Origin of the sequence: Serinicoccus kebangsaanensis (assembly GCF_008919445.1) — a bacterium.
In the GTDB taxonomy this organism is placed as follows: domain Bacteria; phylum Actinomycetota; class Actinomycetes; order Actinomycetales; family Dermatophilaceae; genus Ornithinicoccus; species Ornithinicoccus kebangsaanensis.
Genome location: NZ_VSLG01000006.1, coordinates 19,590 through 34,317 on the forward strand (window position 1 = coordinate 19,590; position 14,728 = coordinate 34,317).

Consider the following 14,728-nt stretch of genomic DNA (forward strand, 5'->3'; position numbering starts at 1 on the left):
CTCGCTTGCTCGAAAGACTGCCGGGATGGCGGTCGTTGAGTGGCGGCGGGCGCAGTCCGCTCAGGTCCGTGCAGGCGAGTCGCGAGGCTCGCGGGGCACGAGCCGGGTGAGCTGTGTCACGTGCCGGGGTTCGAGCTCAGCCAACGAGGACACGCCGAGCAGGGTCATGGTGCGTTCGATCTCGCTGCGCAGGATGGCGATGGTGCGGTCGACGCCTTCGCGCCCGCCGGCCATCAGGCCGTAGAGGTAGGCCCGGCCGATGAGCGTGAACTTGGCTCCGAGGGCGATGGACGCGACGATGTCGGCTCCGTTCATGATGCCGGTGTCGATGATGACCGTGGCGTCCTTACCCACCTCGCGGACGACCTGCGGCAGGAGGTGGAAGGGGACCGGCGCGCGGTCGAGCTGGCGCCCACCGTGGTTGGACAGCACGATGCCGTCGACGCCGGCTTCGACCAGCCGGGCGGCGTCGGAGACGTTCTGCACGCCCTTGACCACGATCTTGCCCGGCCACATGTCGCGGATGACGTCGAGGTCGTCGTAGCTGATGATCGGGTCCATGGCGGCGTTCAGCAGCTCTCCGACGGTTCCTCCGGTGGTGCTGAGGGAGGCGATTTCCAGCGTGGGTGTGGTGAGGAAGTCGAACCACCACCCCCGTCAACGCCGAGGAGGTGAGCTGCCCACCACGTGATCCACCCCGCAGAGGGTGGGGACATCCACCTGGCCAAAACCGGGGACTTCCAACTGGCCGTGGACATCGAGTAGAGACCATCATGACCACACCAGCCGGTCTGGATGCGTGACTAACCACTGTCACCCGCAGGTGCAGCAGTCCCGAAGCCCGAGCAGAAAAGCCGGGTATGCCTTCACCGCAGTAGGCCGGAGTCACGTGCAGAAGCGACGGCGGCGGTGCGGGAGGAGACGCCGAGCTTGGTGTAGATGTGCACGAGGTGTGATTTCACGGTCGCGTCGCTGATATGCAGTAGTGCCGCGATGTCGTTGTTCGTCGCGCCGTCTGCGACGAGTCGCAGCACTTCGGTCTCGCGGGCGCTGAGGTTGGGTTGCGGGGAACGCATCCGGGCGAGCAGTCGTCCCGCGATCGCGGGGGCGAGGGCGGTCTCGCCTGCGGCTGCGGCACGGATTGCAGCGATGAGCTCCTCGAGTGGGGCGTCTTTGAGGAGGTAGCCGCTGGCTCCGGCTTCGACGGCGCCGAGGATGTCGCTGTCGGTGTCGTAGTTCGTGAGCACCAGCACGGCAGGCGGATGGTTGAGTGCGCGGATGCGGCGGGTCGCGTCGGCTCCGGTCTGGTCGGTGCCGAACTGCAAGTCCATGAGCACCACGTCCGGTATCAGATCGCTCGCGAGGGCGACGACATCGTCAGGGGTTGCCGCTTCCCCGATCACGTCGAGGTCGGGGTCGCCTGAGAGCATCGCACGTAAGCCCGTGCGGACGACGGGGTGGTCATCGGCAAGCACGATCCGGATCACGATGCCGCCTCGCTTCCGGTGAGAAGCGGCAGTCGCGCGGTGACCGTGGTGCCCTGTTGAGGGGCCGAGGCGATGGTGAGGGTGCCGTCGAGTTGTTCGAGGCGCTCACGCATGGCGTGCAACCCGAAGGAGTCAGCCTCATGCGAGTCGGCGACCGCGGAGGACACCTCAAAGCCGCGCCCGTCATCGCGTACCACCAGAGATACCGTGGCGTTGTCTCGGGTGAGTTCGGCGGTGATGCGGGTGGCGTTCGCGTGGCGGATCGTGTTCGAGAGCGCGCCCTGAAAGATCCGCAGCAGCGCGATCTGGGTTCCCATCGGCAAGTCGAGTTCCTCGGCACTCACCTCGACTGGGATGGACGCGCGGTCGGACTGTTCCTGACCGAGGCGGTGCAGGGCGGGGGCGAGTCCGTCGCCGAGTCGGGTCGGGGTGAGCTCGCGGATGATCTGCCTCGTGTCGGCGAGGCTGTCGGCCGCGGTCTCACGGGCGAGCCGCACGTACCCGGCACCGGGCTCGGGGGTGTCGCGTTCAGCGGCACGCAACAGCATCTGGATCGAGGACAGGCCCTGGGCGACGGTGTCGTGGATTTCACGAGCGAGCCGGGCGCGCTCCGCCAGTGCGCCCTGTTCGCGTTCGGTCTGGGCGAGTTGCTGCCGAGTGCGGATCAGCTCGGCAACGAGCCGTTCGCGCTCTTCGGCTTCACGCCGAAGCGCACGGTAGGCGAGCCCGATCAGTAGGGCGACGCCGGCGCCCACCAGTGGGCCGATCACCCCGCCGACGCTGAACCCGAGATGGAGGCCGAGGGCGAGGATCGCGAACGCGGTCGTGACCACGATCGCCGCGACCCCTCCACGTCCGGGCAGGACGTGGAGGTAGAGGAAGAACAGCGGGAAGACGAGGTAGGCCCCCTCGGGGCTCAGCCACGTCAGCACCGCCCACAACAGCGTGAGCGCGGCGATCCAGCCGACGGCGTCACCGCGCCGGGAGACTCCTGATTCGCCTTGTGGCCGCGCCGCCCATGCACCGGCGAGATACACCGCGACGAACGCGATCCCCATGACCAGCGTCCATGTCGCAGCCGGCGAGGAGACGACGTATGCGCGCACAACCGTGAAGCCCGCGAGCCCGATCAGGAGGGTGTGCAGGCCGAACCGGAGACCGGTGAACACCGGGGCGAGGGTCGAATGCGACATGACGCTCCGAGCCTATGCGAGCGGTGTTGCCCGGCCATCAACCGAAAGTTGGACCGTGAATCCCACGGTTTGGGCGATGCCCGGCCCTGCCTGCGCGAAGGAGGGTTGAAGGGTAGCTCGGGCAGAGTGCGCGAGCGGAAAGGCATCATCGTGTTCGTCGCGTGGAGAGAGTTGCGGTTCGCCCGCGGCCGGTTTCTCCTCATCGGGGCCGTCGTCGCCCTGATCACCCTGCTCGTCGGCTTCCTCTCCGGCCTCACCGGGGGTCTGGCCGCCCAGAACATCTCTTCCGTGCTGCAGTTGCCCGGGGACCGGCTCGTGCTGCAGCAGCCCGAGAACAGCGACCCCAGCTACGCAACATCCTCCCTCGACGAGAACACAGTCACGGCATGGGAACAGGCGGACGGGGTCGAGTCGGTGACACCCATCGGGATCGTCCAATCGCGGGCCTCGGCCAGCCGCATCGACGACCCGACCGGGGTTGCCCTCTACGGGCTGCCACAGCATGCTTCGGGTACCCAGTCGAACCCCCTGTTCGACCTCGCCCCGGTCCACGACGACGAGGTCGGTGTCTCCTCCGGAGCCGCCGATGATCTCGGCGTCGAGACTGGTGACACGATCTCGATCACCGGCACTGATTTCACCGTCAGCGTCGTCGGCGATGATCTTTGGTACAGCCACACACCGGTTATCGCCTTGACCCCAGAGGCGTGGAGCGAGGCAAGCAAGCGCGTCGGCGGCACAGGCGAAGCGACGGTGCTCGCCGTCACCGCCAACGCAGACTGGGAAGCCATAGGTGCAGCAACCGGCACGGTCGCCGAAACACCGCTGGCGAGCCTGACCGCGCTAGAAGCGTTCCAATCCGAGATCGGGTCGCTCGGGCTGATGATCGCGATGCTGTTCGGGATCTCCGCCCTCGTCGTAGGCGCGTTCTTCACGGTCTGGACGATGCAGCGTGCCGGTGACATGGCCGTGCTCAAAGCCCTCGGTGCGACCACCGGGTCGCTCGTGCGCGACTCACTCGGCCAGGCGTCCATCGTCCTGATCGCCGGGATCGGTGTCGGCCTCGCCGCCGTGATCGGGCTCGGCACCGTCGCGGGGCAGGCGCTGCCGTTCATCATCAGCCCGATCACCACTCTCGCTCCAGCCGTCGTGATGGCGGTCCTCGGCCTCGCAGGAGCCGCGTTCGCGCTGCGCTCCGTCACCAAAGCTGACCCCCTCACCGCCCTTGGGAGCAACCGATGATCCAACTACAGAACGTCACCCTCACCTTCCCCGACGGGGAGAACCGCATCACCGCCGTAGACAACGCCAGCCTCCGCGGGAACAACGGCACCGTCACCGGCATCACCGGCCCCTCCGGGTCGGGCAAGTCCAGCATCCTCGCCGTCGCCGCGACCCTTCTCCGCCCCGACTCTGGCGGAGTTCTCATCGGCAACGGCAGCGACATGACCGACGCCGCCCAGCTCCCGAAGCACGAGGCCACGCAACTGCGCCGTGAGGGCATCGGCATCGTGTTCCAGCAGTCCAACCTGCTGCCCGCGCTCACGGCGCGCGAGCAATTGCAGGTCATGGCCAGGCTCGGCGGCGGCACCAGCCGGAACAAGCGAGCGAAGATCGACGCCCGTGTCGACGAACTCCTCGACGCCGTCGGCCTCACCGAGCACGCAGGCAAGCGCACGCACCAGCTCTCCGGCGGGCAACGGCAACGGATCGCGATCGCCCGCGGCCTCGTCCACGAACCCGAAGTCCTCCTCATTGATGAGCCGACCAGCGCCCTGGATCAAGAACGCGGAGCGAAGATCATGGAACTCATCTCCCGCCTCACCCACGAACGCGACACCGCCACCCTGCTCGTCACCCACGACCTCGCGCACCGCCACACCCTGGATGATCTCGTCACGGTCCTCGACGGTCGTATCACTACCCCAATCGCTGGGCGCGCGCTTATACGCTGAACTGGACGGCCGAGCAACGAGAAGAGGAGTATCGAGAAGTTGGGGACCGCTGCACGGACCGGTAACACCCGCATGTCGACCTGAGCGATGCTGAAAGACTGTGCGGTGTCCCCCACTGCAGGCTCAGGCCCCTGCCCCCGCCCCGTCGCGCAAGCAGCGCACGTGCATCAGTAACTCAAATGGGGCAAGCACCCTCGCACCGCACTGGCCCCGAAATCGCAGGTCAGAGATGCCCGGCTGCCGGAGCCACCTATTTCACCAACAGCAGACTGAAGGGCAGACTTGAGAGCCCAAATCGCCTGCGCCGCAAGCGATTCCAGAGCCGGCGAAGGGACTCGAACCCTCAACCACCTATTTACAAGACAGGTGCGCTACCAATTGCGCCACACCGGCAGACCCGATCCCACAGCGCCGGGCCGACCGTCGATGCTACCGGTCTCAGCCGACGACGTTGGCGTTGAGCCACTTCTGCAGGCCGGCGACCGTGCGGTGGTTCATGTAGGTCGAGCCGTCCCGCGAGATGCCGATGTGGTTCTGCAGCGCGGCCTGGGACTTCGGACCCCAGATGCCGTCCACGCCGGTGCCGACCTCGGCCTGCACCGCACGGATCGTGCGGTTGTCCCAGCGGCCGGTCTCGGGCACGCCGACCCAGCGCTGGATCGCCGTGGTCGTGAGCGGTCCGCGGATGCCGTCCGCGACCAGCGGCGCCAGGTGCGAGCCGCCGCCCCCACCGCCGCCCCCGCCGTCGTCCCCCACGCGGCTCATGATGCTGGCGCTGATCCACCCCGAGCGGCCCTCGAGCTTGACCCACCCGTTGCTCGCCGCGCCCTGGAACCGGCTGCCGTGGCCGGCGCCGCCGATGACGCGGTGGTGGGTGCCCGGGCCGGACCGGATGTTGGCGCCGGCACCGGCGGTGACCCGCCAGGTCTCGCTCTCGCCCCGGGGCGGCGTGGGCTCCGGGTCCGGCTCGGGAGCGGGGTCGTTGCCACCGCCCGGGTAGGGCGCCAGCCCGTTGCTCATGGTCAGCCCGGCACGCACCGAGCACACCGGCCACGCGCCCGGCCCCTGGGCGCGCAGCACCCGCTGGGCGACGGTGATCTGCTCCACCTTGGTGGCCTTGTGGGCATACCCGGCGAACTCCTGCCCCCCGAACCCCGTCCAGGTCGGGTGCCAGAACTGCAGCCCGCCGTAGAAGCCGTTGCCGGTGTTGATGCTCCAGTTGCCGCTCGACTCGCAGTCGGCGACCCGGTCCCAGACGTTCTCGTCGGCGGCGGCACCCTGCGCGGTCAGTCCGACCGTGGCCAGGGAGGCGGTGCCGGCGAGGGTGGCATGGCCGGCACGGCGCAGGGCGGCGCCGGTGCGGGCGACGCGGTGACGGGCAGGGCGGGCCATGGTGGGTCCTTCCGGATGTGACACGTGTGACGCCTGGGACGAGGCGCCCGGACCACGCTAAGGCAGGTCAGGGCAGGTGGGAAGACCTATGTGACGAGTCTCACGTGCACAAATGCGTCGGGTGAGGCAGGTGTGACGGTATGCGCGTGGCTCAGCGGAGCCCGAACGGCAGGTAGTCCAGGGGCGACGTCCCGCCCGGCAGCGGCCACCAGGACACGACGTCCCCGTCCAGCAGGGACCAGTAGGCCAGCGCCGCCCCGCCCACCAGGCAGAGCGTGATGAGGATGAGCGTGGGCACGCCCCGCGGCACGGTCCCCCGAACCAGGGTGCGCGACCCGCGGCGCAGCGAGGTGCTCGCCGGGCCCCACCACCCGAGCCACCCGCCGACGAGGGAGCCCAGACCCATCGAGACCGGGTGGGCGATCCCCACACCCGGCGCGAGCTCGGTGGTGGTGAGCAGTCCGGAGACGACCATCGCGACCACCGCCGCCACGGCCAGCGGCAGCAGCAACGAGAGCAGCGTGGACAGCGCCGCCGCCACGAGGTGCCACGGCGAGGCGAGCACCGTCAGGGGCACGTCGCTGCGCCGTCGACCGGCCTCGTGCCGGCGCACCACGAGCCCGGTCAGGGTGCGGTCGACCGTCCGCGTCGTCAGGCCCCACGCGGCGTACAGCCCCCACGCGAGCAGCGGCGCCGCCGCGGCCACGGCGGAGAAGCCGAGCAGCATCGCCGCGAGGGTGCCGCTGCGGGCGCTGCGACCGATCCGCGGGTCCGGCTGGCCCTGCTCCGGGTCGGCCGGGCCGGGCGCCCCCTGGCCGGGGTATGCCTGCTGCCCGCCCGTCTCCGGCCGTGCGGCCTCGGCGCGTGGCCCCGGCTGGTGCGAGGGGCCCGCCCAGCCCTGCGCCCGCGCGCCAGGTCCGGCGGTGGTGCGCTGCTGGTCGGGCGACTGCGGCCACTGCTGCGGCTCCCGCGGCTGCACGAGCGGCTGGGGCGCGGCCCCGCGGGCCGGCTGCTGCCACTGGCGCGTCCTCGGCCCGGCGGGGGTCGACCGGGTCGGGTCGGGCGCCCGTCGGGGAGCCTCCCGGGTGTGCGACACCTGCGGCGTCACCTGGGTCGCGTCCACCCCACGCTCGACCGGCTCCTGCGGCGGGCGGGGCAGCGCGCCGGTGACGTCCTCGCCGCGGGCATACAGCTCGACCGCCTCGAGCACCTCCTCGGCGCTCGGCCGCCACGACGGGCGCGGCGACAGGGCAGTGGCCAGCAGCGGCGCCAGCTCGGGGTCCACCCCATCCAGCTGGACGCGCCCGCGGACCACCCGGTCGAGGACGACCGTCATCGGGCCGCGGCCGAAGGGCGGGTGCCCGGACGCGGCATACGCCAGGCAGGCCGCCCAGCCCCACCAGTCGGTGGCCTCGGTGATCTCGCCGCCGTCGACCAGCTCCGGCGAGAGATAGCCAGGCGTGCCCATGACCAGGCCGGTCGAGGTGAGGCGCACGTCGTCGGCGACCTGGGCGATCCCGAAGTCGATCACCACCGGGTCGAGCCGGTCACCCTCACCGTCCAGCAGGACGTTGCCGGGCTTGAGGTCCCGGTGCACGATCCCGAGCGCGTGGATCGCCTGCAGCGCCCCGGCGAGTCCCCGGGCCAGCCGCAGCAGCGCTTCCCGCCCCAGCGCGCCGCGCTCCTCGATGACGACGTCCAGCGGCCGCCCGGGGACGTACTCGGTCACGATGTAGGGCGCCGGCCCGTCCACGTCGGCGTCGATCACCGCGGCGACCTGCGGGTGGTGCACCCGCGCCAGCGTGCTCACCTCACGGCGCAGCCGCGCCCGGGCGCCCTCGTCGTGCGCGATGTGCGGGCGCAGCACCTTGATCGCGACCACGCGGCCACGCTCGTCCTCGGCGCGCCAGACGACACCCATGCCGCCCTCGCCGATCCGCTCGCGCAGGGTCCACGGGCCGAGCGTGCGCGGCACGACCATCGGCACCGCCTCGGTCTCCTCGGTGCCCACGGCGACGCCCCGACCGGTCGCGGGCACCGCGCGCGTGGCGTCACGGCGCGCGTCGTCGGCGCGAGGCAGGTCGGTGGTCACAGGTTCCACGGTATGCGCTCTTCCTGGATCTGCGGTGTGTTCGCGGTGGACATGGTGTGGCGGCGCAGCGCACGTGCGGGTGAACGACGAGGAACTGGCGATGGTTCCCTCCGCCGACCGCGACGTGACCTGGGCTCGCGGAGGCGCCCGCCGGAGGCCCACCTGACGATGAGCAGCGGAAGGGTCCTGACTGCACGGTTCTGGACGTGCAGCCAGGACAGTTCGACTGCTCATGTTCGGCGAGGGGGGTCGCCACCTCATAGGCTGGGCACCGACGACGACCGTGGGGGACCTGGAGGAACGCATGAGCAGCCGGCAGACCTACGACTTCGTGATCGCCGCCAACCGGCTGCCGGTGGACCGGCACGTCCACCCGGACGGCAGCTACGAGTGGCGGACTGCCCCGGGCGGCCTGGTCACGGCCATGGAGTCGGTCATGCGCGGCTGGGAGAGCGGTGCCGCTTGGGTCGGCTGGGCCGGCTTCCCCGGCGAGGCGCCCGAGCCGTTCGACGACGGCAAGCTCCGGCTGCACCCGGTGCCGCTGTCCGGCAAGGAGCTGTCCGACTACTACGAGGGCTTCTCCAACGACACGCTGTGGCCGCTCTACCACGACGTCATCGTGGCGCCGACCTTTCACCGCTCGTGGTACACCTGCTACCGGGAGATCAACCAGCGCTTCGCGGACGCGATCTGCGAGGTCGCCGCCGAGGGCGCCACGGTGTGGGTCCACGACTACCAGCTGCAGCTGGTGCCGGCGATGGTGCGCGACCAGCGCCCGGACCTGCGGATCGGCTGGTTCAACCACATCCCCTTCCCGCCGGTCGAGCTCTTCGCCCAGCTCCCCTGGCGCGAGTCTGTCCTGCGCGGGCTGCTGGGCGCGGACTTCCTCGGCTTCCAGCGCCCGGACGACGCCCGCAACTTCGGCCGCGCCTGCCGCGCCGTGCTCGGCGCCACCACCAAGGGCGAGAAGGTCGAGTGGGTCGGCACCGACGACGGGCGGCTGGGGGCGGCGCCCCGGACGGTCCGCGCCGCCGCGGTCCCGATCTCCATCGACGCGTCGGGCTTCCGCGAGCTCGCGGACTCCCCCGAGGTGACCGCGCGCGCGGCGGAGATCCGTGCCTCCCTCGGCGACCCCGAGGTCGTCCTGCTGGGGGTCGACCGGCTCGACTACACCAAGGGGATCCGGCACCGGCTGCGTGCCATCGGCGAGCTCTTCGAGGACGGCGAGATCGCCCCCGACCAGGTCACCTTCGTCCAGGTGGCGACGCCGAGCCGCGAGCGGGTCGAGGCATACCGCACGCTGCGGGAGCAGATCGAGGGGATGGTGGGGCGGATCAACGGCGACGTCTCGCACCTCGGCGCGACGGCGATCCACTACCTGCACCAGTCCTACGGCCGGGAGGAGATGGCGGCGCTCTTCCGGGTCGCCGACGTCATGCTGGTGACGCCGCTGCGGGACGGGATGAACCTCGTGGCCAAGGAGTACGTCACCGCCCGCCACGACGGCGGCGGCGCGCTGGTCCTCTCCGAGTTCACCGGCGCCGCGGAGGAGATGCCGCAGGCCTACCGGTGCAACCCGCACGACATCGCGGGCCTGAAGGAGACGATCCTCCGGGCGATCCGCGCCGACCCCGAGGAGAAGGAGCGGCGGATGCGCTCGCTGCGCCGCCGGGTCCGCAAGCACGACGTGCAGAGCTGGGCCGGCGACTTCCTCGCCGGTCTGGAGGCCGCCCCCGAGCGACCCTCCCGCAGCGGCGCGAAGGGCGACTCGTGAGCCTCTCCCCCGACCTCGCCGCCGCGGTCGCGGACTTCGCCGCGCTGGACCGGGTGCTCGTCGCCACCGACTTCGACGGGGTCCTCGCCCCGCTCGTGCTGGACCCGATGGACTCCCGGCCCGTGGACGGCGGTATGCCCGCGCTCACCTCGCTGGCCCAGCTCCCCGGGACCACGGTCGCCCTGGTCAGCGGGCGGGCGCTGGAGCCGCTGCGCCAGCTCTCCGGCGCGCAGGAGCCGCTGGTGCTCGTGGGCAGCCACGGCGCCGAGGACTCCCGGCACGCGGGCGGGCTGGCCCTGGACGAGCACCAGCGTGGGCTGCTGGCCACCCTCGACGACGAGCTGGCGGCGCTGCGCGAGCAGCACCCCGGCATCCGGGTCGAGACCAAGCCCGCCGCCCGGGTGGTGCACACCCGGGGTCTGGCGGAGCCGGAGGCGCAGGCCGCCCTGGCCTCCGCGCGCGGGCTGGGGCAGCGCCACACCGGCGTCGAGGTGACCCCCGGCAAGGGCGTCGCCGAGCTGGCGGTCGCGCACGTCGGCAAGGGGGTCGCACTGGTCGACCTCGCCGGAGAGGTCGGCGCGGACGCCGTGTTCTACGCCGGTGACGACCTCACCGACGAGCACGGGTTCGCGGCGCTGGCCGACGACCCGGACGCCGCTCGCGCCGCCCGGGCCCTGACCGTGCGGGTCGGCGACGGCGAGACCCGGGCGCGCTTCCGGGTGGCCGACGAGGACGCCGTGGTCGAGCTGCTCAAGGCCCTCCTGGCCGCACGCCGCGCCTGAAGCCCACCGGGCGTCGCTCGTGGTTGCCTCAGGCACCACCGGGCGTCGCCCGTGGTTGCCTCAGGCACCACCGGGCGTCGCTCGTGGCCACCTCAGCGCGGGGCCGGCCCGGTCGACTCGCGCAGGATGAGCTCGGGGTCGAAGAGGTATTCCCGGCGGTCCACCGGCTCCCCCGCGATCTCCTCGAGCACCGCGGTGACCGCCGCCTCCGCCATGCCCATGACGTCCATCCGGACCGTGGTCAGCGGCGGGTCCACGAAGGTCATGAACGGCACGTCGTCCCCGCCGACGATGGACAGGTCACCGGGGACGCTGCGACCCAGCTGGCTCGCGGCCCGGAAGACGCCGAGCGCCATGACGTCCGAGCCGCAGATGATCCCGGTCGCGCCCGCCTCGATGAGCTGGCGACCGGCCGCGGCACCGCCCTCGACGGAGAAGAGCGTGGTGCAGATCAGCTCGTCCAGGTCGAGGGCGCCCTCGCCCGTGGACAGGTCGGCCATCGCCTCCCGGAAGCCCTCGATCCGCCGCTGCACCGGCACGTAGCGCGCCGGCCCGGTGGCGAAGCCGATGCGGGTGTGCCCGAGGTCCCGCAGGTGGCGGACGGCGAGCCGCATCGACGCCTGGTCGTCGTGGCTGATGAAGGTGGCGTCGATCCCCTCGCGGTAGCCGTTGACCAGCGCGATCGGCAGCCCTCGGTCCCGCAGCGAGGTGTAGCGCTCGACGCCCGCCCGGCTGTCCGCGTGGTAGCCGCTGACGAAGACGATGGCCGACACCCCGCGGTCCAGCAGCATCTGGACGTACTCGTCCTCGTGCACGCCGCCGGGCGTCTGGGTGCACAGCACGGGCGTGAAGCCGGCGGCCGCCATCTGCGTCTCGATCGACTGGGCGAACATCGGGAACACCGGGTTCGTGAGCTCCGGCGTGATCAGCCCGACCAGCCCGGCGCTGTTGCGCCGCAGCTTGCTCGGCCGCTCGTAGCCGAGGACGTCGACGGCGGTCAGCACCGCCTGCCGGGTCGCGCCCGCGACCCCCGGCTTGTCGTTCAGCACCCGACTCACCGTGGCCTCGCTGACCCCCGCGTATGCCGCGAGGTCCGCCAGCCTGCCGCGCGCGCCGCCGGGCGCGGGCACCTCGGCGCTCCGCTTGGAGGGGGTCGTCGTGCTCACCAGCCACCTCGGTAGGTCTCGGGCACCGGATCCCAGTCCGGTGCGATGGTCGGCCACGTCCAGACGGTGACGCCCGGCCCGGACGAGGACAGGCGCACAGCGTCCGACACGGTGTCCAGCGTGGCGGTGTCGCCGCAGCGGTGCTCTGCGTCGGCGACACCGGGGAGATGCTCGCCCGGGAGCGGCACACTGTCGTGCGCGGCCCGGGCGACGTGCACCAGGGCGGTCTGCTCCGGGTGCTCCCGCAGGAACACCATCGCATCACCCTCGGCGTGAAGCCAGCGCATGCCCCCGCCCCACAGCGCGGCGCACCCGTGGCGCAGCGCGATGAGCTCGCGGTAGTGCTCGGTGAGCTGCTCGTCCCACAGACCGTCGCCGGCCTCACGGGACGCCCACGGCATCGGGCGACGCCCGTCCTCGCCGAAGTCCCCCGGCATACCGATCTCGTCGCCGTAGGTGATCATCGGGATGCCCGGCATGGTGAGCAGCAGCCCCGCCGCGACCTTGACCTGCGCGACGTCGTCGCCGACCAGGGTGCGCACCCGGGTGGTGTCGTGCGAGCCGACCAGCGTCATGCTGTGCACCCAGGAGCGCCACGGCACGATCGAGGAGAACTCGCGCATCGTCGCCGCCACGAGCTCGGCCCCCAGCCGGGGCACCTGGAGCGGGCTGCCGAGGAACTTCGGCGCGAAGCCCGGCGCCCGCAGCCAGGTCCACACCGGGCGGGTGAAACCGGAGTAGTTCATCACCCCGTGCCAGCCGTCGCCGTCGACGTCGCGGCTGTGGTCGTGCGTGTGCTCGGCGACGAGCAGCCCCTGCCCGCCGGTCGCCCGGTCCACGGCCGCCCTCGTCTCCCGCGCCACCTGGTGGGTGAGGTCGTCGAACTTGTACCGCCCGGTCATGTTGGCGACGTCCACCCGCCAGGAGTCGAAGCCGCGACCCTCCCCGAGCCAGCGCTCGATCACCGACTCCGGGCCCTCGGTCAGGCGGGCCCGCAGCGCGGCGTTGCTGTGGTCCAGCTTCGGCAGACTGGGCACGCCCAGCCAGGTGACCCAGGAGCCGGGCCGCGCCTCGTCCCGCACGTACCACCCGCCGAACTCGCCGTCCGGGTCCTGCTGGGCCGCGGCATACCACTCGTGCGCGTCGCCGGTGTGGTTGGTGGTGATGTCGCCCATGACGCGGATGCCGCGCTCGTGCGCGGCCTCCTGCAGCCGCAGCAGCGCGGCGTCACCCCCGAGCACCGGGTCCACCGCCTCGAAGGTGGACGCGTCGTAGCGATGGTTGGAGCGGGCCGGGAAGACGGGCGTGAGGTAGAGGACGTCGACGCCCAGGTCGACCAGGTGGTCGAGCCGCTCGCGCACCCCGTCCAGGGTGCCGCCGAAGACCTGCACCGGACCCTCGGCGCGGGTCAGCGAGACCGGGTCCTCCCAGCGCGCCGGCAGCGCCCAGTCGGGCAGGTCGGCACGCGGACCTCCTCGGTCGCCCTCGGGCTCGGCGCCCGCGTCGCGGGCGAAGCGGTCGGGGAAGACCTGGTAGACGACCGCGCGCTGCGCCCACTCCGGCGGCGCCGGGTGGGTGACCAGGCGGAAGTCGCTGGTGTCGGGGACGTCGCGCGGGTGCATACCGTCACCGTTGAGCCAGCGGTATCCCTCACCCTCGAGCAGGAAGCGGTAGGTGGTGACCGGGTTGTGGCAGGTGACCTCCGCCTGCCACCAGTCCTCGTGCGCACCGCGGTGCAGCCGCCGAGCGGCGCTGAAGAACTGCTCGCCGTCCGGGGTGGTGCGCACGTGGACCGCCGCGACGCCAGCTGTGTGCGGCACCCGCACCCGGACCGAGACCACCGATCCGGGCGCGGGAGTCGCGTCGCTGACGTAGAGCGGCGACCCGTCGTGGTGGGGATCAGCCGGGTCGGTCACTTCACCGAGCCCGCCGTCATCCCGCCGATGAGCAGTCGCTGCAGGCTGAGGTAGACCAGCACCACCGGCAGCGAGGCCAGGAGAGCACCGGCCACGAACTGGCCGAAGTACTCGTTCTGGTTGGCCTCGCGGGTGTTGTAGAGCCCGACCGCGAGGGTCTGGGTCTCGGCCTGGGTGAGGAAGATGCTCGCGAGGAGGAACTCACCCCACAGGCCGACGAAGGCCAGGATGCCCACGGTGGCCAGGATCGGCCGGACCAGCGGCAGGATGATGGTGAGGAAGACGCGGGCATGGCTGGCGCCGTCGATCTTGGCCGCCTCGTCCAGCTCCCGGGGGATGGTGTCGAAGTAGCCCTTGAAGAGCCAGATATTGGAGCCCATCGCCCCACCCAGGTAGACCAGCAGCAGACCCCACAGGGTGTTGAGCCCGATCTGGGGGATGATCTCGCCGACGTTGGCGAAGGTGATGTAGAGCGCGATGAAGGCGAGCATCGCGGGGAACATCTGGACCAGCAGGATGAACAGCAGCCCGAACCGGCGACCGGTCCACCGGAGCCGGGAGAAGGCATACGCCGCGGCGGCCCCCAGCACGAGCGTGGCGAGCGTGGCGACACCGCAGATGATGAGCGAGTTGCGGTACCACGCCCAGTACGGGCGCGCGCCGTCGTTGAAGAGGTCGTTGAAGTTGTCCAGGCCAGGCCGGGTGGGCAGCAGCCCCGAGGTCGACAGCGTGCCGGCGTTGTTGAAGGCCGAGGACACGATGAAGATGATCGGGAAGAGCGCGAAGGCCAGGCAGAGGAGCGCGAGCGCGTGCCTCCACCAGACCGCCCGGAAGGACGTGCGGCGCGACTTGGTCGTCACGGTGTAGACGTCGGACGCCTTGGTGTCGAGCCGGCCGTCGCGCGCCTTGTCGCTGCCGTGCGCGTCGACCGCGCCCATGGTCGTGTTGGTGGGGTCCTGAGGAGAAGTCAT

Annotated in this window: 11 protein-coding genes, 1 tRNA gene and 1 pseudogene; 4 read left to right on the forward strand and 9 right to left on the reverse strand. The window is 71.4% G+C overall.

What is annotated here, in order from left to right; genetic code table 11:
- Nucleotides 1-60: 60 nt before the first annotated feature.
- The 3 genes and pseudogenes from FXF60_RS08240 to FXF60_RS08250 all read right to left on the reverse strand — a co-directional run.
- A pseudogene (locus tag FXF60_RS08240) lies at nt 61-651 on the reverse strand (alpha-hydroxy acid oxidase); the annotation flags it as partial.
- A 215-nt stretch (nt 652-866) separates the two neighbouring features.
- Nucleotides 867-1,487: a response regulator transcription factor gene (locus FXF60_RS08245; protein ID WP_151525398.1), complete on the reverse strand. Its 621-nt coding sequence runs from the start codon at nt 1,485-1,487 to the stop codon at nt 867-869.
- A complete protein-coding gene (locus tag FXF60_RS08250; RefSeq protein ID WP_151525400.1) occupies nt 1,484-2,680 on the reverse strand; it encodes a sensor histidine kinase in 1,197 nt (398 codons plus the stop codon). The genes FXF60_RS08245 and FXF60_RS08250 overlap by 4 nt, the downstream gene beginning before the upstream one ends.
- A gap of 150 nt (nt 2,681-2,830) precedes the next feature.
- Between FXF60_RS08250 and FXF60_RS08255 the strand changes: the two genes are divergently transcribed.
- Both FXF60_RS08255 and FXF60_RS08260 read left to right on the forward strand, forming a co-directional pair.
- The gene (locus FXF60_RS08255; protein ID WP_151525626.1) at nt 2,831-3,922 is read left to right on the forward strand and encodes an ABC transporter permease; all 1,092 of its coding nucleotides are present in this window, start codon (nt 2,831-2,833) and stop codon (nt 3,920-3,922) included.
- Nucleotides 3,919-4,635: an ABC transporter ATP-binding protein gene (locus FXF60_RS08260; RefSeq protein ID WP_151525402.1), complete on the forward strand. Its 717-nt coding sequence runs from the start codon at nt 3,919-3,921 to the stop codon at nt 4,633-4,635. The genes FXF60_RS08255 and FXF60_RS08260 overlap by 4 nt, the downstream gene beginning before the upstream one ends.
- A 320-nt stretch (nt 4,636-4,955) precedes the next feature.
- On the opposite strand, the gene FXF60_RS08265 is transcribed toward FXF60_RS08260, so the two are convergent.
- The 3 genes from FXF60_RS08265 to FXF60_RS08275 all read right to left on the reverse strand — a co-directional run bounded on the left by FXF60_RS08265 (nt 4,956) and on the right by FXF60_RS08275 (nt 8,119).
- Nucleotides 4,956-5,028: transfer RNA gene (locus FXF60_RS08265), tRNA-Thr, on the reverse strand.
- Nucleotides 5,029-5,073: 45 nt separating this feature from the next.
- Nucleotides 5,074-6,027 (reverse strand): transglycosylase family protein, encoded by a 954-nt coding sequence (locus FXF60_RS16930; RefSeq protein WP_151525404.1) that lies wholly within the window; start codon nt 6,025-6,027, stop codon nt 5,074-5,076.
- A 151-nt stretch (nt 6,028-6,178) separates the two neighbouring features.
- On the reverse strand, nt 6,179-8,119 hold the full coding sequence (locus FXF60_RS08275) for a serine/threonine-protein kinase (protein ID WP_192796662.1): 1,941 nt from the start codon (nt 8,117-8,119) through the stop codon (nt 6,179-6,181).
- Between the two features lie 304 nt (nt 8,120-8,423).
- On the opposite strand from FXF60_RS08275, the gene FXF60_RS08280 reads away from it, so the two are divergent.
- The gene (locus FXF60_RS08280; protein ID WP_151525408.1) at nt 8,424-9,893 is read left to right on the forward strand and encodes an alpha,alpha-trehalose-phosphate synthase (UDP-forming); all 1,470 of its coding nucleotides are present in this window, start codon (nt 8,424-8,426) and stop codon (nt 9,891-9,893) included.
- On the forward strand, nt 9,890-10,675 hold the full coding sequence (gene otsB, locus FXF60_RS08285) for a trehalose-phosphatase (RefSeq protein WP_151525410.1): 786 nt from the start codon (nt 9,890-9,892) through the stop codon (nt 10,673-10,675). Before FXF60_RS08280 ends, otsB begins: the two co-directional genes overlap by 4 nt.
- 92 nt (nt 10,676-10,767) lie before the next feature.
- On the opposite strand, the gene FXF60_RS08290 is transcribed toward otsB, so the two are convergent.
- From FXF60_RS08290 to FXF60_RS08300, 3 genes are read right to left on the reverse strand one after another with little or no spacing between them, the layout of a single operon-like run.
- Nucleotides 10,768-11,844, reverse strand: coding sequence for a LacI family DNA-binding transcriptional regulator (locus tag FXF60_RS08290; RefSeq protein WP_437440857.1), 1,077 nt, complete (start codon nt 11,842-11,844; stop codon nt 10,768-10,770).
- Entirely contained in the window at nt 11,838-13,757 is a 1,920-nt protein-coding gene (locus FXF60_RS08295; RefSeq protein WP_151525412.1) for a glycoside hydrolase family 13 protein, read from the reverse strand. The genes FXF60_RS08290 and FXF60_RS08295 overlap by 7 nt, the downstream gene beginning before the upstream one ends.
- Entirely contained in the window at nt 13,754-14,728 is a 975-nt protein-coding gene (locus tag FXF60_RS08300; protein ID WP_151525414.1) for a sugar ABC transporter permease, read from the reverse strand. Before FXF60_RS08300 ends, FXF60_RS08295 begins: the two co-directional genes overlap by 4 nt.

Bases quoted from the DNA above. Each gene is read 5' to 3' on its own strand.
- FXF60_RS08250 (WP_151525400.1), bottom strand. From the start codon at position 2,680: ATGTCGCATTCGACCCTCGCCCCGGTGTTCACCGGTCTCCGGTTCGGC.
- FXF60_RS08260 (WP_151525402.1), top strand. From the start codon at position 3,919: ATGATCCAACTACAGAACGTCACCCTCACCTTCCCCGACGGGGAGAAC.
- FXF60_RS16930 (WP_151525404.1), bottom strand. From the start codon at position 6,027: ATGGCCCGCCCTGCCCGTCACCGCGTCGCCCGCACCGGCGCCGCCCTG.
- FXF60_RS08280 (WP_151525408.1), top strand. From the start codon at position 8,424: ATGAGCAGCCGGCAGACCTACGACTTCGTGATCGCCGCCAACCGGCTG.
- FXF60_RS08300 (WP_151525414.1), bottom strand. From the start codon at position 14,728: ATGACTTCTCCTCAGGACCCCACCAACACGACCATGGGCGCGGTCGAC.